Source organism: Gemmatimonadota bacterium, from assembly GCA_026702745.1.
Lineage (GTDB): Bacteria > JAAXHH01 > JAAXHH01 > JAAXHH01 > JAAXHH01 > JAAXHH01.
Genome location: JAPPBT010000053.1, coordinates 1 through 21908, shown reverse-complemented (window position 1 = coordinate 21908; position 21908 = coordinate 1). Strand labels below are relative to the sequence as shown.

Below are 21908 nucleotides of genomic sequence, written 5' to 3'. Positions count from 1 at the left end.
CACGGACGCCGATCGTTCCCGTTACACGGTTTCCGCGATCACCGCGTTCATCCGTTCCGGATAGTTGGTCAGGATTCCGTCCACGCCCATTCCGATATATGTCCGCATGTCTTCGTGGGTATCCGCGTAGAATACATGTACACCCAGTCCTGACTCGTGCGCCTTCTTAACGAATTCTGGCGTGGTCATGTCCCTTCCAGGCTGCGTCGTCCTAAGCCCCATCTCCGATGATGACCGAATGTATTCCTCGGAGGAGCGGTTGTTCGGAAAGATCCGGCAAGCTATTCGCGGGTCGACCTCGGCGAATATCGCCACGCTCTCATCATTGCATGCCAGAATGGAATGGTCGATCATTCGGAACGCGCACAGCGCTTTCGCTACCTTGCGTTCAAATTCGCCATCCGGGTTTCCACCCTCTTTCAGGTGTACATTGAGCCTCACTTTACCCTGAACGAGGTCCAGCGCTTCCTCCCAGGTCGGAACGCGTTCGCCCCGAAACCGATCGCCAAACACCCTTCCGGCGTCGAGCGCCCGGATCTCGGCCAGCGTGAGATCGCCAATCGCGCCCGTACCGTCGGTCGTTCGGTCCACGGTGGCATCGTGCATGACGACGAGATGCCCGTCCCTGGTAGAACGGAGATCGAGCTCAATCTCATCCACGCCGATTTCCAGCGCCATCTCAAACGCGCGTAACGTGTTTTCTGGGTTGTTTCCCGACGCGCCGCGATGGGCGACATTGGCAACCACGTGTTATTCCTTAGCCTATCGACGCAGGTATAGTTAAATAACAGTGATCAGGGAGCCCTGTTATATTAGTGATCAAATCTGTTGTATCACAACGCTTTCGTAACGCTAAGGAGCAGAAGACAGGATGAGCGACAAAAGACCCAACGTCATCCTGGTCATTACGGACGACCAGGGCTACGGCGACCTGGGATGCACCGGGCATCCGTGGTTGAAGACACCCCGTATCGACGCCTTTCACGATGACGCGGTCCGCCTGACCGACTTCCACGTGTCGCCCCTCTGCACACCGACGCGCGGCGCCCTGATGACCGGCCGGCGGCCCGTGCGCAACGGCGCCTGGGCGACCTGCTGGGGCCGTTCCATCCTGTGTAAGTCGGAGACGACCATGGCGGACGTCTTTGGCGCGGCCGGCTACCGCACCGCCATGTTCGGCAAATGGCACCTGGGGGACAACTACCCCTACCGGCCCCAGGACCGCGGATTCCAGCACGTTGTAGCCCACAAGGGCGGTGGTGTGGGACAGTCCCCCGATTTCTGGGGAAACAACTACTTCGACGATACCTATTTCCACAACGGCGCGCCCGTGGAGCACGCGGGATACTGCACGGACGTGTGGTTCGACGAGGCGATCCAATTCATCGAAGGGTGCGCGGCCGGTCAGTCCGGGGGTGGTGAGGCCGGGGGCGGTGAAGCCGGATCAGACGCGCCGTTCTTCGTCTATCTCTCCACAAACGCCCCGCACTCCCCTTATCTCGTGTCCGAAGAATACGCCCGGCCCTACCGCGGCAACCCGGATGTGCCGGAACCTGAATTCTGCGGCATGATTGCGAATATCGATGAGAACTTCGGGCGCCTGAGAAGGACGCTCGCCGAACGGGACCTGGAGGAAAACACCATCCTGGTCTTCATGACCGACAACGGGAGTTCCGGTGGAAGCGAACTCGATGAGAACCAACACGTGATGCGGGGATACAACGCGGGGATGCGGGGAAAGAAGGGGTCCTACTATGACGGCGGTCACCGCGTGCCCTTCTTCCTCCGCTGGCCCGGCGGCGGTCTTGGGGGCGGCCGTGGAGGCGGACGGGACGTCGACGAAATGAGTCTACATATCGACGTGCTGCCGACTTTCATCGACCTTTGCGGTCTCGACGCCCCTGACGTAGACTTCGATGGACAAAGCATTGCACCGCTGCTGCATGGCGGCCAGGAGCGTCTGCCCGGTGACCGGGTCCATTTCCTTCAGTATCGCCAGGATACCGTGCCGCCGGAGAAATGGACCAATGCCGTGATGACGCGCCGCTGGCGGCTGGTGCGGGGCAAAGAACTGTACGACATCGAGGCCGATCCGGGACAGCGCCAGGACGTGGCCGCCGACCATCCGGGCGAGGTGAAACGGCTGCGCGGCGCCCATGACGCCTGGTGGGACGAGATTTCACCCGGACTCGAAACATACTGTCCCATCACACTCGGCGATCCGGCCGAGAATCCCGCGCGCCTCTGCGCCATGGACGTGCTGGGGGACGTGGCCTGGCACCAGACCCACATCACCCAGGCCAAGGAAAGCACCGGTACCTGGGCCGTCGAAATTGCGCGGCCCGGCCGTTACAGGTTCTCCCTGCGCCGCTGGCCCGCCGAACGTGACCTGGCCATCGACGGAATCATCCCGCCCGACGAGGCAAGGACCCTCATCTACGCCCCGGAGGATGCCCGCTCCGAGGCGATCCGGCCGGTCGAAGCCCGCCTGTCGCTCTTCGACGAGGAACGGAGCGAACCCCTGGAGTCCGGCGATAAGACCGCCGAGTTCACCCTCGCGGTCTGCAGCACGGGAACAACGCTCCTGCATGCTTCTTTCATCGATGAGGAAGGCGATATACAGGGGGCATACTACGTGGACATCGAGCGGCTGAACGAGGCGGTATGATGATCAGGCCGGTACCGTCCGGCTGATGCCCAGGGCTTCGCCGAATCGCTCGACCGAAGTCTGCAATCCATCGATCAGCCCCTCGTCGAAGGCAGTCAGCCTGGCGTCCGTTGAACGGCAACGCGTCGTGATGGGCAGTCCGATACGCTGCAGGTACCGTTTGCAGGTGACGAGGTACTTGTTGTTAACGACCGGCGCCAGGGACGTCATCATCCGCTGCACCTCCTCCGCAGTTTCCGGCTGTTCGTCATACTCGGTACACAACCAGGCAAACAGCTCGGGGAATACATTGCCGGCAACGGGAGAAATCCCGGCGGCCCCGTAGCGAAGCCCCGCGAGTCCCGTTTCGAAGTGGGCGTTGTAGACCCCCAGCGGGGTGTCGCGCACGGCGTCGATCTTCCGGTGGAGCAGATCGATGTCGCAGACCGTATCCTTGTGGTATAGGAACCTTCCGGTAGCGCCGAGATGCCCGAACAGTCCGGGCGACAGTTTCCGGTGATAGGGCGTAGGGCATTCGTAGAGCCCCAGGGGAACGGGATCGGTCAACTCGAGCAGTCGTTCCATGTTCTGCTTCAGCACTTCCTCTCCCTCGCTCCTTTCGGCCATCAGGCAAACGATGACGACCACCGCGTCCACGCCCATATCAGCCAAATGCCTGACAAACCTGGCCTGGTGCTCAATGGGACCGCCGAAAGTGCCGGTGGCGACTACGGGTACCTCGCCGGCAGCCCGGCTTACGACGCGTTGCGCTACGGCCAGGCGCTCCACGTCATCAAGGTGAAACATCTCGCTGGAGCCGCAGCAGGCAAAGAGGCCCGCCGATCCTCTCTCGATGTACCAGTCGGTCAGGGCGTCCACGCCGTGCCAGTCGATGGTCCCGTCCTCGTGAAAGGCGTTGAGCATCACCGGCCAGAGTCCGCGGGGCAGCAGTCGGGTTGACATGGTGTCGCTTCCTGTGGGTTTGAGTCTGTCCTGGATTTCCGCGTAATACGTTCGGCTACGGATCATATCGTTGTGCCGTCTTCCGTGTCAAGAATAACCGGGTCACGTAGGGTCACGTCGGGCAATAGGCGTGGGAGACGACCACTGAGACGTATGATGCGACGCACTCTGTAGTCCTTTACACCCCCCGGTCCCAAAGGTATATTTCCGAGTAGCGATCCTGGTAAACGCACACGAATTGCCATCCCCTTCCATAGTCAGGAAAGCCGGTATATTCCGGTTCAACTCCCGAAAGAAAACCATGTCCGTTCTCGGCCTCACCTGTACCCGGTGTAATGCCCAATATCCTCTGGCGCCGATGTTCTTCGGCTGTCCCGCTTGCGTAGAAGAGGCAGGGAGCGGCGCGGACGAGGCAGGGGGCGAAGCGGACGAGGCAGGGGCCGGCGCGGCTGCGCTGACCGTGGCATACGACTACCCGGCGATCGCGTCCGAACTGAACGTGGAGGACTGGGGCCGGGGCGGTCATGGTATCTGGCGATTCGACGCCCTGCTGCCGCTGCCGGATCCGGCGGCGCAGATCTCCCTGGGCGAAGGTAACACGGCCCTCGTGCGGCCCCGGGCGGTGTGCGAGGCTGCCGGTTTATCGAACCTGTACATCAAGAACGAGACGACCAATCCCACCTGGGCCTTCAAGGACCGGTTCCACGCGTCCTCGGTCTCCATGGCGCGATCCCTGGGCTACAGCCGGGTCACGGCCAGTACCACGGGCAATCACGGCGCCTCGGCCGCGGCCTATTGCGCCGCCGCGGAGATGGACTCCTGCATCATCCTCTGCCATCCCGAATCATCCATGCTGCAGCGGGACATGATCGCCCTGTACGGCGGCCACGCCTTCGTGCTGGAAGACCGCTTTCAGTACCTGGACACGCTGATCCGGGACCATGGCTTCTATCCTTCGACGACCATGACGCCCATGCCCACGGGAACGCCCTTCGGCATCGAGGGCTACAAGACCATCGCCTTCGAGATCTTCGTGCAGCTCGGCGGCCGGATCCCCGATCGGATGTTCTGCCCCATCGCCGCGGGCGACGCGCTGTTCGGTCCGTGGAAGGGATTCAACGAGCTGCGCGCGCTGGACCTCGTCGATCGGCATCCGGTCATGCATGGTGTGCAGCCGGCGGGATGCAATCCTTACGTGCAGTCGTTCCAACAGGGACGCGGCGACGTGATCGTCCACCCCGATCCTAGTTCCATCGCGCTGTCTATCCGCGACGACACCGGGGGACCCCTGGCACTGGGGGCCATCTACGACTCCGGCGGTGACGCGACCGACGTGACCGAGGACGAGATCATCGAGGCGGTACGCCTGCTCGCGCGGAGCGGCTACCTGGTCGAGCCGTCATCGGCCGCGTCCGTCGCCGGGGCGATCAAGGCCGCCCGGACAGGTCGGCTCGCTTCGGATGAAACCGTCGTGTGCCTGGTCACCGGATCGGGCGCCAAGTGGCCGGAGGTCATGGCCGAGCTGGCAGACCAAGACGCGCCGGTCGAGCCCGCCTGGGAAGAGATCGTAGCGCGGGCCGGCCTCGCCGGCGGTGCAGCCTGAAAGTACCACCATGACTACGCCCATGTATATCCTCGCCGACGACCTCGCCGGCGCTCACGACGTGGCGGTCCCCTTCGCGAAACGGGGCTTCGCCGTGGCCGTGCCTAGCGGTCCGGACCGGCTGGATCGATTCGATGCGGCAGACCTGGTCGTGCTGAACACGGACACCCGATCCTGCAGCGAGGCGGAAGCCGCCGATCGCGTGGGGGCGGCCTGCGAGGCGATACGGGCCCGGTCGGGTTCGTTGATTTACAAGAAGATCGACTCGACGCTCAGGGGACATGCAGGCTTCGAAATCGACCTCGTCTGCGACCTGATGGACTTCAGCCTGGTGGTATGCGCACCGGCCTACCCTGAAATGGGACGGACGACGGTGGCCGGCTATCAACTGCTTCATGGCATCCCATTACAGGGCCGGGACATGGCGGGCCCTGACATCCCGCCGCGACATGCATTCATCCCGGATCTCCTGAACCATGGTACCGGCAGGGCGACGGCCCACATCGATTTGAAAACCGTACGTGGCGGTGCGGCAGCAATCAGAGGGGCGCTTGACGATATCAAGGCTGCGCCGGGAACTACAGTGGTGGTGGATATGGCGGACCCAATGAGATGGGATGGGCTGCTGGACGCGGTTTTCGAGGATCGCGAAGCGTCCGTGGCGGCTTCTACGCTGCTCTGCGGTTCCGGCGGCATGGCCCGCGCCCTCGCGGAACGGTTGGCGCTTACGTGGAAGCCTCAGGACCCCTCTTCCCGGACACTGTGGCCATCATCCAGCAAGCCGCGAGTCGCCGCACACGCGCCGCCACTGCAGGTCGGTCCCGTGCTCGTCTTCGCCTGCAGTCTGCACGACACGACCGTCCGCCAGGTCGAGGAAGCCAAGGGACGAAAATCGATCGCCATCTGCCCCTTCGATCCGCTGTCAATCGTGGATGAGCGGAAACGGGTGGGCGAGGTGGATATACTGACCACATGCGTCGTGGAGGCCATGGCAGCTGGGCGGAACGCGATTGTGACACCGGAACGGCCCGATCGGCCTCAGCTACAGGCGTGGCTTGAACGCCTGACGGAGAAGGCGGGCGGACGCGATCCCGCTTCGGTGGTCATCAAGCATCTGGGCATTGTCGCCCGCCGTCTGTTCGCGGCAGTGGACCCGGGCGGCATCGTACTCACGGGCGGGGAGACCGCCGGAAGCGTCTTTCAGGAATTGCATGCCGATGGCGCATGGATACGCGAGGAAATCGACACTGGAATTGGCCGGGCTGTTGTTGCGGGCGGCCCCTATGACGGCATGGGGTTGGTCATCAAGCCCGGATCCTTCGGCGACGGTCATACGCTGGTGAAGTCCGTGGAACGCCTTTCCCCGCGCGCTGTCGGCACCACGGCCGGGGACACCGGGACCGGGGATACCGAGATCGGGGACACCGGGACCGGGGACACCGAGGTCGGGGACACCCTGGTTGGCACCACCGGACCAGTTCGCAAACGTGCGCCTGGCAAAACGTAAAGGAAGCGGTATGGATGAACGTCCGGTCATCGGCATTACCCTGGGCGATCCGAACGGCGTGGGGCCGGAGATCATCGTGAAGATCCTGTCGCAGGAATGGATCTACGAACTGTGCCGGCCGCTGGTCATCGGGCATGACGAAGTCATCCACCGGGCGCTGCCGCTGGTCCGAACCGGCGGTTCCGATGATGACGAAGCCCAGGGCGGCCGGACCGTCCCATGCCTCGATATCCATTCGATCGAACATCCCGAGGCCGGCCTGTTCCGTCACGGCGCGATTGATGTCATGAATGCGCAGGAAGCGGAAGTGGTAATCGATAGCCTGGTGCCAGGTCGTGTGCAGTCCGAAGCCGGTCTGCTTGCTGCGGAATCTGTCAAGCGGGCCGCCCGAATGGCGATGGACGGAGACATTGCCGCCTTGGTCACCGCGCCGATCAACAAGGAAGCCATGGGCCATGCCGGATACGCCTACGCCGGCCACACCGAACTGCTGGCCGAAATCACGGAAACGACGCGATTCCGGCTCGCGCTGGCCTTCGACGGGATCCTGGTCTCCCACGCGACGACCCACGTCTCCCTGAGAGACGCCATAGACCGCCTGTCCGAAGATGAAATTCTCATCACCCTGGACCTGGTCGGCAACGCGCTCGCCGGCATGGGCGTAGCGGCGCCCCGTATCGCCGTATGCGGACTGAATCCCCACGCGGGCGAGGGCGGTCTCTTCGGGGACGAGGAGATCCGCATCATCGCGCCCGCCATCGAAAAAGCGTGTGAGAAAGCCGGCGTCCGGGGTTGGCGGATCACGGGTCCCCTGCCGCCGGACACCGTGTTCATGCGGGCCCGGAAGGGCGACTTCGACGGGATCATCGGCATGTATCACGACCAGGGACACATCCCGGTCAAGGCGATCGCCTTCGACCGGACCGTGAACGTGACCCTCGGCCTGCCGATCATCCGAACCTCCGTGGATCACGGCACGGCCTTCGATATCGCCGGCAAGGGCATTGCCGACGAGGGCAACCTGGGCGAGGCGCTTCGGATGGCCGTGTCGCTTGTCGGCGAACAGTGGTCCATTGGAGATGGAAAAGGAGCACAGGCCACGTCATGAATTCGAAACTGCGGGCCATCCTGGCAACCTCCCTGCTGGTATGCGCGGGCATGCTTCTGGCCGAAGCCGTTCCGCTGAGCCCTCAGGACACAGACCCCATTTATAACGCCATCGGCAAGCGGATGCCGCCCGATGCGGCGCCGCTGGAATTCCAGACCTACCGGTTCATGCGGGACGAGCCCCGGAGCCTGGACGTCAGCGTCAACCTCTACGTGGGGCAGTGGAACGAGTTCCTTTTCGAGACCCTGGTCGCCAAGGACGAAAACGGTGATCTCATTCCGGCGGCGGCCGATCGCTGGGAGGTCTCCCCCGACGGCAAGACCTGGACCTTCTATCTGCGCAAAACAGGGAGGTGGAGCGACGGCCGGCCCGTCACCGCCCACGACTTCGTCTATACCTTCCGCAGGTCCCTATCCTACGAGACGGCCAATCCATACGCCGCGTTCTACAGCGACATCGTGGGTGCGACGACCTACAGCCAGACCCAGAACGCCGACCCGGAAATGCTGGGCGTCAGGGCCGTCGACGACCATACGCTGACCTTCGAAACCACCCATCCTGCGCCGTACCTGGGACTCATTCTCTCCGTCCCCACCTCCATGCCGGTGCCCCGGTGGCAGGTGGAGAAGCACGGACCCCGGTGGACCGAAGAAGGGAACTGCGTGACCAATTCGAGCTACATGCTGACGGAATGGAAGCACGGCAGCCACATGGATTTCGAGCTCAATCCCTATTACGATGGCCCCATCAAGGGTTACGTGGACAAGATACACCGCGTCTTCCGCCATCCGTCCACGGCCAACCTGCTCCCCTACGAAAACGACGAGGTGGGATTCGCCGAGGTACAGGCCAACGAGTTGATCCGTGTACAGCGCGATCCCGAACTGAGCTCGGAACTCGTTTCCAACCCGACCGACGGCACCTGGTACATCTTCTTCAATACACGGAATCCGCCCTTTGACGACGCCCGGGTCCGGCGCGCCATCGCCCGGGCCATCGACCGGGAAACGATCTGCCGCGTAGTCCTTCACGGCGCCGCCGTTCCCGCCTATTCCATGCTGCCGGTCACCTTCGACGCCCATGACGACTACAAAGCCTACCAGGATTTCGATCCCGAAGAGGCGCGGAAGTTGCTGGCAGAGGCGGGTTATCCGGGAGGCCGCGGATTCCCGGTGATGGAGATGTGGCTGAGGCAGCCGAGACCCGATATCCGGATGGTTGCCGAGGTGATCCAGGGCATGCTGCGGGAGCACCTGGGCATCGGCATTACGTTCCGCAGCGCCGATTACCCGGTATTCACCAACTACATGTTCAACTGGAACATCGACCTGGGGATGGTACCTTTCTTCGGGGACTACCGGGATCCCAAGAACATGCTGGACATGATCTGGCGCCCCGGAACGCGCGGGCGCAGCCGCCACGATTTCGAACACACGGAATTCGAGGCGTTGCTGGACGCGGCGGACCAGGAACTGGATCCTGAACGGCGGACGGAAATCATCCGCCGGGCCGAACGCATTCTGGTCGAGGAGGCGGGGGCCGCCTTCGTCTTCCATCCCATGGCGAACCACCTCTTCAAGCCGTGGCTCAGGGGACTCAAAACCAACCGATTCGGCGGCAAGACCGTGATCTTCACGGATCTCTATATCGGCGAGGATTTTTCCGGTGCGAGGTAGGACTTCGGGGCAGGACGGCGCAGGACCGGCGGAGCGTCCCGAGGAGGACACCCGCTGCTTTCAAAGGCTCGAAGGCAGCCGTCTGGCCGCCGGTTGACCGCCGATCTTACTTCTTCTTATGCCTGTCGGCCCGCAAGCGCTTCTTGCGCTTATGGGTAGCGATCTTCGACCGCTTGCGTTTCTTACCACTCGGCACGTCTGTCTCCCTTGGGTTAGTTTTCCTTCTGTACTCGGTTTTTCAGATGGTCTGACGGTTTGAAAACCGGCACCACGCACGGTGGAATCCGGATCCCGGTTCCGGTTTTCGGATTGCGGGCGACGCGCGCCTTCCTTTCCTTCACCTTGAAGATGCCGAATCCACGCAGTTCGATCTTCTCGCCCCTGCCCAGCGCGGATGAGATCGAATCCAGCAACGCGTTCAGCACTTCCGCGGTGTCCACCTTGGTCATCCCGGTGGATTGTGCGATGCGAGCCACGATATCGGCCTTAGTCATACCAATCTCCTTGATCGTAGATGTTGCCGCATTATCGATACCGGTATTCGACGATGCCCGGTGAATACAGACCGGTCATCGTCTCCATGTTATCCAACAACAGTTCGAAAAACGTCTTGGGCCGTTCCCGCACCACATTGGGCTTTTCCGATAGACCGGACATCCTGCCGGCCAGGGCGATCGCGTCCTGGTAGGTACCCAGGCGGTCCACGAGACCCAGGGGCAGTGCCTGGTTTCCGGTGTATATCCGACCGTCCGCCCGTTCGACCACCTCTTCGCGGGAAAGCGGCCTGTAACTGGCCACCGCGCCGACAAACTGGTCGTATACGTCGTCGACTACGGACTGCACGATCCCCATTTCCTCGTCGGTCATGCTGCGGTTCAGCGAACCTATGTCCTTGTGCCGGCCGCTTTTGACGACTTGCCAGTCGATGCCGATCTTTTCGAGCAGATCTTCCGCGTTCGGTGCGACGGTGATCACGCCGATGCTTCCTGTGATCGTGCCGGGGTTGGCGACGATGGAGTCGGCTGCGCAGGCGATGTAGTATCCGCCCGATGCCGCTATGCTGCCCATGGACGCCACGATGATCTTGCCCGCTTCCCGGGTCTTGCGCAGTTCGTCGAAGATCTCCTGCGTGGGGGCTACGGCGCCGCCGGGACTGTCGATGCGTAGCACGATGGCCCGCACGGAATCGTCCTCGCGGTGCTTGACGATCTGCCTGACCGTGTCATCACCCCGGGTAATCGTACCTCGGACTTCGACCAGCGCGACCCGGCCGCCGCCCATACCGGAAAGGGAACTGTCGCTGCTCAGCATGGGTCCGGCAACAAGCAGTAACATGACGATGACGATAACCAGCACACCGCCACCGAGCAGGCCGCCGATAATCCAGTCTGATTTTCGCGCCATGGCAACGCTCCGCTATCCCGCGTCACATTCGAAATCGGGTTCAATCCGGGACCGCCTCCGGACCCGAATATTCGTGACCAAAATATCACGTTAGTATAAGAATGTCAATGACTTTTAGGAGTCGGAAGGGTCGATGCGAAGCCGGTCTCCGGGATGTATGGCGGTGCGCCTGCCCAATCCGTTCGTCCTGCGCAGTGCGCTCACGGTCACATTGTGGGCCCGTGCTATATCCCAGAGGGTGTCACCCGGTTTTACGGTGTAGATGATGGCACCGGATGCCGCAGCTCCGCCCTCTCCGCGGTTCGGTCCGCTTCCCGTCCCGGGCGTGCCGGTCTGCGTCGAACCGCCGCCCGCGGTGCCGCTCGGGCGCGGAACGTAGATGGTCAGGCTGCGGCCCGCGATGATGTCTCCCGGATTGTTCAGCTTGTTCCAGTCCTGCAGGTTGGCCATCGAAACGCCGTATCTCCTGCTGATGCGCGCCAGCGTATCGCCCCGTCTGATCCGGTAGGAGATGGCCTGATGGGTCGCGGGATCGGGCGGCGGCACGTCTCTGGGCCTCCGATTGGCAATCGACTGATTCGACGAACGGATCGATGAGCCGAAAAGAGGTATGGCGAGTACCTGGCCGATCCGCAACCGGTTCGGGCGTCGAATGTTGTTCTCGGTGATGATATCCCCCGTGCGCACGCCGAACCGGCGGGAAATCCGCCCCAGGGTGTCTCCGCGCCGGACCCGGTAAAACGTCATCTCGGATGGATCCGGTCCGGGCGGTTCGATGCCGGCCCACGCGGCGTAGGTACGCCTGGTGCCCAGCGGCACGTTGAGATCGAATCCGGGCACGGCCTTCCAGCGCCGCAATTCCGGATTCAGCTCTCGGAGCTTCTCGACCTGGATCTTCAAACCCTCTGCCACTTCTTCCAGTAACATCGCACGCTGCACCGGTACGGCCTCGTGGATCACCGGAAGGCCGCCCAGGGGTTCGAATCCGTATACTTCGGGCGACTTGGAGATAATGGCCGATGCCATGACGAAGGCGACGAAGGGGATCGATCGGCCGGGCAGCCTCATGTTCCAGAGACTCAGGCTCCCCGCCCGCTGCACGGGTTCGGACCCGGCATGATGGGCCGCCAGGACGAGGTCCCAACTGCCCAGCTCCAGGTAGAGGTCCTTGAACCTCGCCGCCGCCGCCCGTGTGGACTTCTCCGGGTCGTAACGCTCGTCGATCTCATCGTTCCGGGTCAGTCCGTAGCGTGCCGCGTCCGCCGGAGAAAGTTGCCACAGGCCCGCCCCGCCTTCCCGGGAGCGCGCCCGGGGATCGAAGCCGCTTTCGACCATGGCGACGTAGACCAGGTCGCCGGGCAATCCGGACCTGGAGAGTATCGACTGGATCATGGCCCGGTAGCGGTTGGTCCGGCCCAGCCATTCGGCGAAAACACCGGAAGCGTCGCCCCGCAGGACGTGGATTGCCGTTTTCACCCGGTCGTTGTAGCTGATGGGAACGTCGAAACGGCCGAAATCGGGCCACGGAGGTTCGGGGGCCTCGACGCGGTCGAATTCATCCAGGTAGGGGGCGAGCAGGGAAAAACCGGCGGTGCCGGACTGTTCTTCGAGGTAGGTGTCCGCTACAGAAACCGCGTCCGGGACGGCGGAACCGGATGCGAGCCCCTCATCCCCCTTCGCCGTTTCCGCGACGATCCCCTGATTGCCTTCAGTGGCCGTGGGCGTGGACGGGGTGTTGGTGTTGGCCGGGGTAGTCGCCGCTGCGGTGGCCGAAGCCGCGCTCGTATCCGGGGAATGGAACGGTACATAAACAAAAACCGACGCTGAAAGTGAAGAAGCGTCGGTCGGTGAAACGTCGGCATGTAGGGGGCCCGCCTGAAGCCATGCGGGAGACGCACACAGTAAAGACAGGAAGATCGTCAGCCGGCCCAGGGTGCGTAAACGGCTGGTCGGTATACTGCGATTAACTGTGCAGATGGTGCTGAGCATAGTGCGCGCTGTATACGAGTAACCGACTGTTTATGATGGATTGCTACAAAACGATACGACGACCGGACTGGCTGGGACCTCGGTCAATCCACCAGGGACCGCCAAATAAGGATGAGGTCGCCACCATCGGGTAGTGGAGCTGAGCGGGATCGAACCGCTGACCTCATGAATGCCATTCATGCGCTCTCCCAGCTGAGCTACAGCCCCTGACGCCGCACAAAATAGGAACGGTGAAGGCGGCTGTCAAGGGAAACGTTGCGTGGCTGACACCGGGGCGCAGGTGCACCGTGTGGGCCCAGATGCCGCCGGGGCATGGGTGCCGTGTGCGGGGCGCGGGTACTACCACGTTGCTAAGCCGCTGCCGTGGTTGAATACGTTTGCAAACAGGATCGGAAACACGGATATTTCTTGCGGTCGAAGGTATGCCGGATTATCGTCGGGACGTCCAGGCGACGGGGAGACGTAAAACGGTCGCCTTCACGATGATTGCCGAAAGGAAAGCGGTACATGTCCAATACAATAAAAACAAGCGAGACCCACCCCATTCGCGTCGACTCGTTACGTCCGAAGGACGGCTACGGCCGCATCGGCGTCACCCTGTGCCCCGGCAAGAAATACCCCTGGGGCCTCGCGGGGAACTGGGAACGCGACCTTGACCCGGACCTCGACCGGATCAGCAGGTGGGGCGCTACAGCGGTCGTCAGCCTGATCACCAGGGAAGAAATCCGGGACCTGGAGGTGCAGGACCTTTCCCTGGCGGTCGCGGACCGGCACATGGAGTGGTGGCACCTGCCCATACCGGACGGGCAGCCGCCTGGAGCGGAATTCGAAAAGGCCTGGGTACATGCGGGAGCGGCCATCCGGGACCGCCTGCGGCTCGGCTTCGACGTGCTCGTTCACTGCAAAGGCGGCCTGGGCCGTGCGGGGACCGTCGCCGCGCGTTTGCTCGTGGAGTTCGGCGAACGTCCGGACGATGCGATAGACCGCGTACGAGAGGCCCGTTCGCCGAATGCCCTGGAAACGCGCGACCAGGAGCGCCACGTACAACAGTGCGAGACGGTGGTACCGGTGCTGCCCTCGACGACCGCGGAAAGCATCCGGGACCGTGCGATCGGCGCCTTCCTGGGTCTCGCGGTGGGGGACGCGGTCGGCACGACGCTCGAGTTCGAGCGCCGCGACGCACAGCAGCGCATGGAAGACATGGTGGGCGGCGGTCCCTTCGGTCTGGCCGCCGGCGAATGGACCGACGACACCACGATGGCGCTGGCCCTGGCCGAAAGCCTTGCCAATTGCGGGATGCTCGACGTCCGGGACCTGATGGACCGGTTCGTCCGCTGGATGAGAAAAGGGGAATACTCCTGTACCGGCCATTGCTTCGACATCGGGAATACCACACGCGCGGCCCTCACCCGATATGAACGAACCGGCGATCCGCTCGCCGGCTCCACTGACCCGCACTCCGCGGGAAACGGCTCGCTGATGCGGCTTTCGCCCGTCGCCCTGCGCTACTGGGACGACCGCGCAATACTCGACGCAGCGGCGGCGGAACAGTCCCGGACGACGCACGGAGCCGAAACCGCGGTGGATGCCTGCCGGGGCTTCGCGGCCCTGCTGGCGGATGCCATATCCGGAAAGGCGAAAGCGGACCTTCTCGCGCCGAGATCCTTCGACGGGGCGCCGGAGATCTCCCGGATCCTGGCCGGAAGCTGGCGAGGAAAAGCCCGGGAAGAGATCAGCTCGAGCGGTTACGTCGCCAGCACGATGGAAGCCGCCCTCTGGTCGGTGGCACGCACCTCCGATTTCCGCAGCGCCGTGCTGGTCGCGGCCAACCTGGCCGACGACGCCGACACGGTCGCCGCGGTGACGGGACAACTCGCCGGAGCGCTGTACGGTCTTGGCGGCATCCCCGACGACTGGCTCGGCCGGGTCGCCTGGAAGGATCGCCTGCTGGACGTGGCAGGCCGATTGTCGAGCAGGACTGGTTGACGAGCTGGCCGGCTGGACGTTACGGGGCCGGTCGAGGAGCAAGACTGGCGGGCGGGCGGTCCAAATCGACTGCTACCCGCCCTCGCAGTCTGCCTCGAACGACGGTAAATTGTACTTGAACCGGGCGGCATGCCTTGTTATAGTCCTGCATCTCATTCCAACCATTCCGCATACTTACGATGTAAGCTCGATCGTTGAATCAGGACGACCATGGCGGAATCCCTGGCAATCGACGGCGGAACTCCGGTCCGCACGGAAAACTGGCCACCGCTGATCCCCGGTGGCGCGGTTTACGGGGAAGAAGAAAAACGGGCCGCCATTGAAGTCATCGAAGCCCGCTCACCCTTCCGATACTACGGCATCGAGCCCCTCGGCAAGGTCGACCGGTTCGAAGCGGCCTACGCCCGGTACGTGGGCACGCGTTTCGCCCTCGCCACCCACAGCGGGAGCACGGCGCTTTCCGTGGCCCTGGCCGCTCTCGACGCGGGTCCGGGCACGGAAGTCATCATGCCGGCCTTCATGTGGATCGCCGACGTCAACGCGGTCGTGCATCTGCGCGCCGTACCGGTCCTCGCCGACATCGACGAGACGCTGAACCTCGACCCCGGCGACATCGAACGCCACATCACGCCCCGCACGCGGGTTATCATCGCCGTACACATGGCAGGAACAGTTGCCGACATGCCCGCCATCCTGGAGGTGGCGGACCGGCATGGGATCCCCGTGCTCGAGGACTGCTCCCAGGCAGCGGGCGCGCGCATTGATGGCCGGCCCGTGGGATCCATGGGCACGGCGGGTGCGACCAGCCTGCAGTACAACAAGAACTTCACCACCGGCGAAGGCGGGATGGTCACGACGGACGACGACGAGGTCTTCCGCCGGGCGGTTTGCTTCCACGACACGGGATTCGAACGGGATCTCGAAGGCGTCTCGTCAGGAGAGGACTCGGCGTTCGAGACCTTCGGCATGGGGGTCCGCATGGACGAACTCCGCGGCGCGGTGGGCCTCGTGCAGCTGGAGAAACTGCCTTCCATCCTGCAGGGCATGCAACGCCACCAGGTCAGGCTGCGGGAGACCCTCGGCAAGACGCCGGGCATCCGGCTTCGACGAATCGCGGATCCCGAAGGCGACAGCGGCGCCTATTTCTCCTGGATCCACGACTCGGCGGAAGCGGCGGCCCGTTTCACCGCGGCAATACGGGCGGAAGGCATCCCGGCCGGCGAGCCCCACGGGGGCATTCACCAGTACCGGTACATGTCCAACCTTCTGAATAAGGCACCGGTGACGACCGCAGGATGCCCCTGGACCTGCCCGTTCAACGCCGAAAGCCCGATGGAATACCGTGCCGGCATGCTGCCGCGCAGCGACGATCTGCTCGACCGGGCACGCATCTTGCCGCTGCCCGCCCAGTTGACCGATGAAGACGTGGACGACGTGATCCGGGCGTTCCGAAAGGTCGCGCGGGCTGTCCTGTAAGACGATCCGGGCGTTCCGCAAAGTCGCGCGGCCGTCCTGTACGTTGCCCTTGCACCAGTAACAGCCACGGGAGAACCCGAATGAGCAAAGAAACTGGCCCGGTCCAGACCGACACGCTGCCCCCTCCGGACGAAGCATTCTGGAAGGGGATCCGCCGCGACCAGTTTTACCTGGAACCCGATATCGCCTTTCTCCAGGGCGGCTCGGTCGGTCCGTCGCCCAAGCCGGTGGTGGACCGCGTGACCGAGGCCATCCGGGCCTTCGACAGCGACCCGTTGAAGCACCAGCAGAAGTACTGGCCTATCGTCGAAGAATCACGAGAAAAGCTGGCGAGGTTCGTCGGCACGCGGCCGGAGCGTATCGCGCTGGTCCAGAACACCACCATGGCGCTCAGCGTCTTCGCACAGGGCGTGACCTGGAAGGTGGGCGGCGAAATCCTGATGACGGACCAGGAGTATGGTGCGGTCAACGCCTGTTTCGACTACGTGGCCGAGCGGCACGGCATGACTGTCCGAAGGGTGCATCTCCCCATGGAGATCACCGATCAGCAGCAGATTATTGATGTGTTTGAAAGCGGACTGAACGAAAAAACGGCGGCCATGGTCTTCGGCCACGTGTACTGGTCTACGGGGTTGGTCACTCCTGTGAAGGAACTGACCGAAATCGGACGGGACCGCGGCGTCTGGGTGGTCGTGGACGGCGCGCATGCCGTGAGCATGGTGCCGCTGCACCTGGACGCATGGAATCCCCATTTCTACGCGTCCAGCCTCCACAAGTGGACGCTTTCCCCCAAGGGCACGGGCATGCTCTTCGTATCGGACGACGCCCACGACCGGGTCGAGCCGCTCATCCTGGGATCCAGCGCCCACCCAAACCCCAATGCCAGCCGGTTCGACATGATGGGCACCCGGGACCAAACGCCCTTCATCGGATTGGACACGGCCCTCGACTTCCAGCAGGAGATCGGCTGGGATCATATCCGGACCTACTGCCGCGGCCTGGTCGACTACATGCGGGAACGCCTCGGCCGCATCCGGGGTGTACGCTTCCTGACGCCACGGGACCCCGAGATGTCCGGGTTCATCACCACTTTTACCATCGAGGGTGCAGATCTTCAAAAGATCCGACAGGAAATGTGGGACGACGAGAAGATCGAGACCGTGGCCTTTCACATCAACGACGTGCCCGTGTTCCGGATTTCCACCCACTTCTATAACAGCCGGGAGGAAATCGACCGCATGGTCCGGGCCATCGAGCGGCGACTGTAGGCGGCCAACGCAGCCGGGCCGGTCAGCAGGCCGCGAGGGTGAGGACCGGCCGGGACGGGTCCATCGAGCGGCGACTGTAAAGGAAAGAACTATGAACGAAGAGCACGGATTCATCACGCGGTCCATCCACGCGGGCGAGGCGGAGCACACGTCGGCGACGCCAATCTACCAGTCAACCACGGTGGACGGCGCCTACCTCCGGGGAAGCAATCCCACATTCTCGGCATTCGAGGAAAAGATGTGCGCCTTGGAAGGTGGGGGACGCAGCATCGCCACGGCCTGCGGCATGGCGTCGGTTACCCAGGCCGTGATGACCCTCATCAGCGCGGGCTCCAGGATCGTCAGCCACCAGACGACCTATGTCTGGACCCGGCACTTCATGTCCGAGGAACTCCCCAGGCTCGGGTTCGATGTCGAGATCATCGACATGCGCGATCCGAAACAGCTCGATACGGCCCTCGAGAAACCCACGGACGTCGTCTACTTCGAACCGCTGGCCAATCCCACCCTGGACATCATCGACACGCCCACGGTTATCCGCAAGGCCCACGCGGCCGGCGCGAAGGTCGTAATCGACAACACGTTCCTGTCCCCCCATCTGTTCCGGCCGATGGATCTCGGAGCCGACGTAGTGCTGCACAGTGCCACCAAGTACCTCTGCGGTCACGGCGACGCGCTGGCCGGGATCATAACGACCCGTGACCCCGAACTCGGCGAAGAGGTTAAACGCACGCGGAACACCTACGGAGGCATACTCAGCCCGCTAAACGCCTTCCTCCTGCTCAGGGGGATCAAGACGCTGTCCATCCGCATGGACCGGCACGTCGAGAACGCCGGGGCCGTGGCGGCCTTCCTGGAGTCGCACCCCCGAGTACGACGGACCTGGTATCCCGGACTTCCCTCCACGCCCGGACACGAGGTTGCGCGGGCGCAGTGGACAGGCTACGGAGGGATGGTAAGCTTCGAGATTGCCGAGGGAACCATCGATCGATTCCTCGACCGCGTGCGCCTGTGCCGGCCCTGGGTGAGCCTGGGCGACGTGGGTTCGCTCGTCACCGGAGACCGCGAGGGCCAACGCGTCAGGATGTCCGTGGGACTCGAAGACGCCGAAGATATCATCCGGGACCTCGAGCAGGCGCTGGAGCGTTAAAATCCCGTTATCCGGTCATTCGCACACCGCACCCAGCTCATAGCACAGGAGTTGCATCATGTCGAGAAAGCGTGTTTTTATCGGAGACCTGACACGTAAGGAGTTCAGGGAAGGGATCGAAGGCGGCACTATCCAGGCGGCCATCGTGCCCACGGCCGCGACGGAGCAGCACCTGGAACACCTAGAAATGATCCACGACACGGCCAGCGTCGCCTACATGGCGGAAAACGCGGCGCTGAAGCTCTATCCACACGTCGTGGTCGCGTCGCCCATCGCCATCGGGGTGTCGGAGCACTGGATGGAGCACAGGGGCACATTGACCGTGCGCGCGGAGATCTTCACCGAGTACGTCTACGACGTGTGCGACGCCATCAAGCGGGGCGGCGTGACCAATATCCTCATCCTGAACGGACACGGCGGCAATGTAGTCCCCATGATGAACCGGATCGACGCGTTCCGGGAACGGCTCGGTGTCAACGTGCGTTTCAATTCCTACTGGGACACCTATCCGGCCGACGTCGTCTACCAGTACATGGACGACAACCGGCTGCCGGGCCATGCAGACGAATACGAGACCTCCATGGCCATGGCCCTGTTCCCCCACCGGGTGCACGAAGCCGACATGGAAATGGAGAGTTCCGCCAAATACGGGACGAAGGAGAAGGGCGAGGCCCTGGCGCCCGTGGCGGTGGACGGCGTGGCCGAATTGCTCCGGAAGATGATCGCGGGGGAGGAGATCGACCTGGAGCCCCGTACGTTCCGGCCGGACGGCGCCACGTCGATGCTGCGGGATCATGTGATCGAGGAGAGGACGAATGACAATGGATAAACCACGCATGTCGAGAATGGCAAGCGCTTCGAGTATGGCGAACATGGAGCGTTCGGAGCGAACGGGGGTATTTGAGCGTCTGGCACCCACTGTTCGTTCATTCACTGGCACGCTGATCGCCTGGACCTCGGCGATAGGGTTCGCCGCGATGATAGGTCTGGGGGCACTGAGTGGGTGCGCAAGCGACCGGGGCGACGGCGAGGACCACAGCGGGTCCGAAGAATCGGGTACAGAGCACGGCGGGGCCGAAAACTTGGAGATCGAGTCGAACGACGGGGAAGAATCGGGGCTTTCCTTAGCCCTGGACGAGACCTATGATGTCATCCGTAAAGGCGCCCGGCTCATCCTGCGTTACGACGCCAGAAGCAATTCGTTTGTGGGAACGGTGCAGAATACCACGGAAAGCGTGCTGTCTGGGGTCAGAGTCGAAGTCCACCTTTCGAACGGTACGGAACTTGGTCCCACGATGCCGGTCGATCTCGCACCAGGCGAAACCGCTGAGGTCTCACTGGCCGCGACGGAAGAATCGTTCACCGGATGGACGCCTCACGCCGAGGTAGGGGAAGGCGAGCATGGAAGCAGTGGCGAAGGCGGTGATGAACATGGATCGGGTGGCGACGGCGGCGAGGCCGGTGGTGAGCATGGAAGCAGTGGCGAAAGCGATGGTGAACATAACGGAGGCGGTGAAGACCGTGAAGACGGTGAAGGAGGCGGTGAACACGGTAGCGCCGGAGAAGGCGATGAAAGTGGAGGAGAGCATGGTTCAGGAGGATGACGGAAGTAGATGGAGGTAAAAAACCTTATGCGACCAACACCAGCCAATCCGGGCGTGAAGCAGGTTCCGCTCCTCACCACCGACCAGATCGCCCGCTTCAAGCGCGACGGTTTCCTCGTGCTGCCCGCCGTGCTCGACCCCGAATTATGCCGGCAGGCCAGGGAAGCACTGTGGGATGCGGTGACAACGCACCATCCCGCCATGAAGCGCGACGATCCCTCCACCTGGGCGCATTTCAACGACGAAGTAAGTGGCCAACTTAAAGCGAAGCGGCCCGAGATCGGCGGCGACCCCTATTTCTTCACCGAAGGTCACCGCTTCTATATCCGTAACGGTACCGAGCCCTTCATGCTCGACCTGGCCCCCCGGGCCCTTTGGCAGGTCGCCGAGCAATTGCTGGGAAAGGGCACAGTAGTCTGGCCCGCCGGAGCGGATGAGTCCGGCATGACGACCGGGCCGTGCTTCATGTCCGACGACGTGGTGGGCGGGCTGGCCACCCACGGGGTCGAAGAGACCGGGAAATGGCCCGAGAAGGGATCATTCACTACGGAAGAAGCGCTGCGCCTGCCCAGGACGGGGCCGGTGTGGTCCACCGGACAGGGGACCCGCGGACTGTACTGCACCCTGCCGGGCAGCCCGTCTCCCGGTCCGGATTACCGCGGCGCCCACACGGACGGCGCCTGCTACGGCCGCGTCCGGTTTCAGGTGACCGCCTATCTCGACGACCTGCCGCCCGATTCCGGCGGCTTCACGGTTTGGCCGGGAAGCCACAGCCGGATCTGGCGCGAACAGTGGCAGGCCTTTCTCGAAGGCGCAAAGCATATGGACGAACACCTGGCGGGACGCAAACCCGGCTACAACGATCCCGTCATCCAGCGCATCAAGCGGGATACCCGACCCGTCGATTGCCACGGTCCAGCCGGCACGGCAGTCCTGTGGCACACCAAGATCCTGCACATCGCCGGACAGAATACGTCTTCAGACATCATCCGCCAGGCGACCATCTACGGCTTCCTCAAAACGCCGGAATCCCTGCCGGACTCGCTCATGACGGACGAAACCAACATGGATATCTGGCGGGACTGGTCCGATGAGGTGCGGGCTATCATGTGAGGCTATCGAGTAACAATCTGGATTGGGAATTTCAGGTACGGGCTGACCATTACGTAAGGCATGTTTGGTTTCATGTGTGGAGGACAACACAACAAAATGGCAACGTACGTTTCAATCGATCCCGAGCTACTGAAAAAGGCGCTCCAGGTCGGTGGCGAGAAAACCAGGAAGGAAACCGTCAACAAAGCCTTGCAGGAGTTCATCGCGCGGCGGGAGCGGGAACGACTGCTCGACCTGTTTGGCAAACTCGACTGGGATGAAGCGTATGACTACAAGCGTGAGCGGATGCGACGTTGACTAAGTTCTTGGATACAAGTAACTTGTGGCTGGCATTAAGGCGAAATCAGGCAGCAGAGGGAGAGTATGTAACATGTTTTGTGTAACTGGCAATAGCGTATATCTTGCTCACAAGGA

At 62.9% G+C, this 21908-nt stretch carries 18 protein-coding genes and 1 tRNA gene; 13 read left to right on the top strand and 6 right to left on the bottom strand.

Translation table 11 applies throughout. From position 1 onward, the window contains the following. Window positions 1-21 precede the first annotated feature (21 nt). Window positions 22-747, bottom strand: coding sequence for a glycerophosphodiester phosphodiesterase family protein (locus OXH56_08135; protein MCY3555275.1), 726 nt, complete (start codon window positions 745-747; stop codon window positions 22-24). A 124-nt stretch (window positions 748-871) separates the two neighbouring features. Here OXH56_08135 and OXH56_08130 point away from each other — a divergent pair, with 124 nt between their 5' ends. After that, entirely contained in the window at window positions 872-2668 is a 1797-nt protein-coding gene (locus OXH56_08130) for an arylsulfatase (GenBank protein MCY3555274.1), read from the top strand. A 3-nt stretch (window positions 2669-2671) separates the two neighbouring features. Here OXH56_08130 and OXH56_08125 read toward each other — a convergent pair whose 3' ends face one another. Further along, the gene (locus OXH56_08125; GenBank protein ID MCY3555273.1) at window positions 2672-3610 is read right to left on the bottom strand and encodes a dihydrodipicolinate synthase family protein; all 939 of its coding nucleotides are present in this window, start codon (window positions 3608-3610) and stop codon (window positions 2672-2674) included. Between the two features lie 301 nt (window positions 3611-3911). Here OXH56_08125 and OXH56_08120 point away from each other — a divergent pair, with 301 nt between their 5' ends. The 4 genes from OXH56_08120 to OXH56_08105 are packed head-to-tail and all read left to right on the top strand — an operon-like array spanning window position 3912 to window position 9504. Further along, a complete protein-coding gene (locus OXH56_08120; protein MCY3555272.1) occupies window positions 3912-5213 on the top strand; it encodes a pyridoxal-phosphate dependent enzyme in 1302 nt (433 codons plus the stop codon). A gap of 10 nt (window positions 5214-5223) precedes the next feature. Then, window positions 5224-6720: a four-carbon acid sugar kinase family protein gene (locus OXH56_08115; protein MCY3555271.1), complete on the top strand. Its 1497-nt coding sequence runs from the start codon at window positions 5224-5226 to the stop codon at window positions 6718-6720. Window positions 6721-6730: 10 nt separating this feature from the next. Further along, window positions 6731-7828 carry a 4-hydroxythreonine-4-phosphate dehydrogenase PdxA gene (gene pdxA / locus OXH56_08110; GenBank protein MCY3555270.1) on the top strand — a complete coding sequence of 366 codons (1098 nt, stop codon included), beginning with the start codon at window positions 6731-6733 and terminating at the stop codon, window positions 7826-7828. Further along, window positions 7825-9504 carry a peptide ABC transporter substrate-binding protein gene (locus OXH56_08105; GenBank protein ID MCY3555269.1) on the top strand — a complete coding sequence of 560 codons (1680 nt, stop codon included), beginning with the start codon at window positions 7825-7827 and terminating at the stop codon, window positions 9502-9504. Before pdxA ends, OXH56_08105 begins: the two co-directional genes overlap by 4 nt. A gap of 212 nt (window positions 9505-9716) precedes the next feature. Here the strand turns inward: OXH56_08105 and OXH56_08100 are convergent, their stop codons facing one another. The 4 genes from OXH56_08100 to OXH56_08085 form a co-directional block, all read right to left on the bottom strand. Further along, complete coding sequence (locus tag OXH56_08100; protein ID MCY3555268.1) at window positions 9717-9998, bottom strand: integration host factor subunit beta; 282 nt, start codon at window positions 9996-9998, stop codon at window positions 9717-9719. 31 nt (window positions 9999-10029) lie between these two features. Next, on the bottom strand, window positions 10030-10908 hold the full coding sequence (gene sppA, locus OXH56_08095; protein ID MCY3555267.1) for a signal peptide peptidase SppA: 879 nt from the start codon (window positions 10906-10908) through the stop codon (window positions 10030-10032). Between the two features lie 114 nt (window positions 10909-11022). After that, complete coding sequence (locus OXH56_08090) at window positions 11023-12897, bottom strand: LysM peptidoglycan-binding domain-containing protein (GenBank protein MCY3555266.1); 1875 nt, start codon at window positions 12895-12897, stop codon at window positions 11023-11025. A 134-nt stretch (window positions 12898-13031) separates the two neighbouring features. Then, window positions 13032-13104: transfer RNA gene (locus tag OXH56_08085), tRNA-Ala, on the bottom strand. A 300-nt stretch (window positions 13105-13404) separates the two neighbouring features. On the opposite strand from OXH56_08085, the gene OXH56_08080 reads away from it, so the two are divergent. From OXH56_08080 to OXH56_08045, 8 genes are all read left to right on the top strand, one after another. After that, complete coding sequence (locus OXH56_08080) at window positions 13405-14883, top strand: ADP-ribosylglycohydrolase family protein (GenBank protein MCY3555265.1); 1479 nt, start codon at window positions 13405-13407, stop codon at window positions 14881-14883. Between the two features lie 210 nt (window positions 14884-15093). Further along, window positions 15094-16359 (top strand): DegT/DnrJ/EryC1/StrS family aminotransferase, encoded by a 1266-nt coding sequence (locus OXH56_08075; GenBank protein ID MCY3555264.1) that lies wholly within the window; start codon window positions 15094-15096, stop codon window positions 16357-16359. A gap of 80 nt (window positions 16360-16439) precedes the next feature. Further along, the gene (locus OXH56_08070) at window positions 16440-17627 is read left to right on the top strand and encodes an aminotransferase class V-fold PLP-dependent enzyme (protein MCY3555263.1); all 1188 of its coding nucleotides are present in this window, start codon (window positions 16440-16442) and stop codon (window positions 17625-17627) included. Between the two features lie 91 nt (window positions 17628-17718). After that, complete coding sequence (locus tag OXH56_08065) at window positions 17719-18777, top strand: PLP-dependent aspartate aminotransferase family protein (GenBank protein ID MCY3555262.1); 1059 nt, start codon at window positions 17719-17721, stop codon at window positions 18775-18777. A 58-nt stretch (window positions 18778-18835) separates the two neighbouring features. After that, window positions 18836-19606 (top strand): creatininase family protein, encoded by a 771-nt coding sequence (locus OXH56_08060; protein ID MCY3555261.1) that lies wholly within the window; start codon window positions 18836-18838, stop codon window positions 19604-19606. Beyond that, window positions 19593-20381: a hypothetical protein gene (locus OXH56_08055; GenBank protein MCY3555260.1), complete on the top strand. Its 789-nt coding sequence runs from the start codon at window positions 19593-19595 to the stop codon at window positions 20379-20381. Before OXH56_08060 ends, OXH56_08055 begins: the two co-directional genes overlap by 14 nt. Before the next feature lie 27 nt (window positions 20382-20408). Beyond that, window positions 20409-21494 carry a phytanoyl-CoA dioxygenase family protein gene (locus tag OXH56_08050; protein ID MCY3555259.1) on the top strand — a complete coding sequence of 362 codons (1086 nt, stop codon included), beginning with the start codon at window positions 20409-20411 and terminating at the stop codon, window positions 21492-21494. Between the two features lie 96 nt (window positions 21495-21590). After that, complete coding sequence (locus tag OXH56_08045) at window positions 21591-21791, top strand: type II toxin-antitoxin system VapB family antitoxin (GenBank protein ID MCY3555258.1); 201 nt, start codon at window positions 21591-21593, stop codon at window positions 21789-21791. Window positions 21792-21908: the final 117 nt, after the last annotated feature.

What these genes read in the sequence shown, in the direction of transcription:
- OXH56_08100 (MCY3555268.1), bottom strand. Translation starts at nt 9,998, where the DNA reads ATGACTAAGGCCGATATCGTGGCTCGCATCGCACAATCCACCGGGATG.
- OXH56_08090 (MCY3555266.1), bottom strand. Translation starts at nt 12,897, where the DNA reads ATGCTCAGCACCATCTGCACAGTTAATCGCAGTATACCGACCAGCCGT.
- OXH56_08060 (MCY3555261.1), top strand. Translation starts at nt 18,836, where the DNA reads ATGTCGAGAAAGCGTGTTTTTATCGGAGACCTGACACGTAAGGAGTTC.
- OXH56_08080 (MCY3555265.1), top strand. Translation starts at nt 13,405, where the DNA reads ATGTCCAATACAATAAAAACAAGCGAGACCCACCCCATTCGCGTCGAC.
- OXH56_08120 (MCY3555272.1), top strand. Translation starts at nt 3,912, where the DNA reads ATGTCCGTTCTCGGCCTCACCTGTACCCGGTGTAATGCCCAATATCCT.
- sppA (MCY3555267.1), bottom strand. Translation starts at nt 10,908, where the DNA reads ATGGCGCGAAAATCAGACTGGATTATCGGCGGCCTGCTCGGTGGCGGT.
- OXH56_08105 (MCY3555269.1), top strand. Translation starts at nt 7,825, where the DNA reads ATGAATTCGAAACTGCGGGCCATCCTGGCAACCTCCCTGCTGGTATGC.
- OXH56_08115 (MCY3555271.1), top strand. Translation starts at nt 5,224, where the DNA reads ATGACTACGCCCATGTATATCCTCGCCGACGACCTCGCCGGCGCTCAC.
- pdxA (MCY3555270.1), top strand. Translation starts at nt 6,731, where the DNA reads ATGGATGAACGTCCGGTCATCGGCATTACCCTGGGCGATCCGAACGGC.
- OXH56_08065 (MCY3555262.1), top strand. Translation starts at nt 17,719, where the DNA reads ATGAACGAAGAGCACGGATTCATCACGCGGTCCATCCACGCGGGCGAG.
- OXH56_08070 (MCY3555263.1), top strand. Translation starts at nt 16,440, where the DNA reads ATGAGCAAAGAAACTGGCCCGGTCCAGACCGACACGCTGCCCCCTCCG.
- OXH56_08055 (MCY3555260.1), top strand. Translation starts at nt 19,593, where the DNA reads ATGACAATGGATAAACCACGCATGTCGAGAATGGCAAGCGCTTCGAGT.
- OXH56_08045 (MCY3555258.1), top strand. Translation starts at nt 21,591, where the DNA reads ATGGCAACGTACGTTTCAATCGATCCCGAGCTACTGAAAAAGGCGCTC.
- OXH56_08130 (MCY3555274.1), top strand. Translation starts at nt 872, where the DNA reads ATGAGCGACAAAAGACCCAACGTCATCCTGGTCATTACGGACGACCAG.
- OXH56_08050 (MCY3555259.1), top strand. Translation starts at nt 20,409, where the DNA reads ATGCGACCAACACCAGCCAATCCGGGCGTGAAGCAGGTTCCGCTCCTC.
- OXH56_08075 (MCY3555264.1), top strand. Translation starts at nt 15,094, where the DNA reads ATGGCGGAATCCCTGGCAATCGACGGCGGAACTCCGGTCCGCACGGAA.
- OXH56_08125 (MCY3555273.1), bottom strand. Translation starts at nt 3,610, where the DNA reads ATGTCAACCCGACTGCTGCCCCGCGGACTCTGGCCGGTGATGCTCAAC.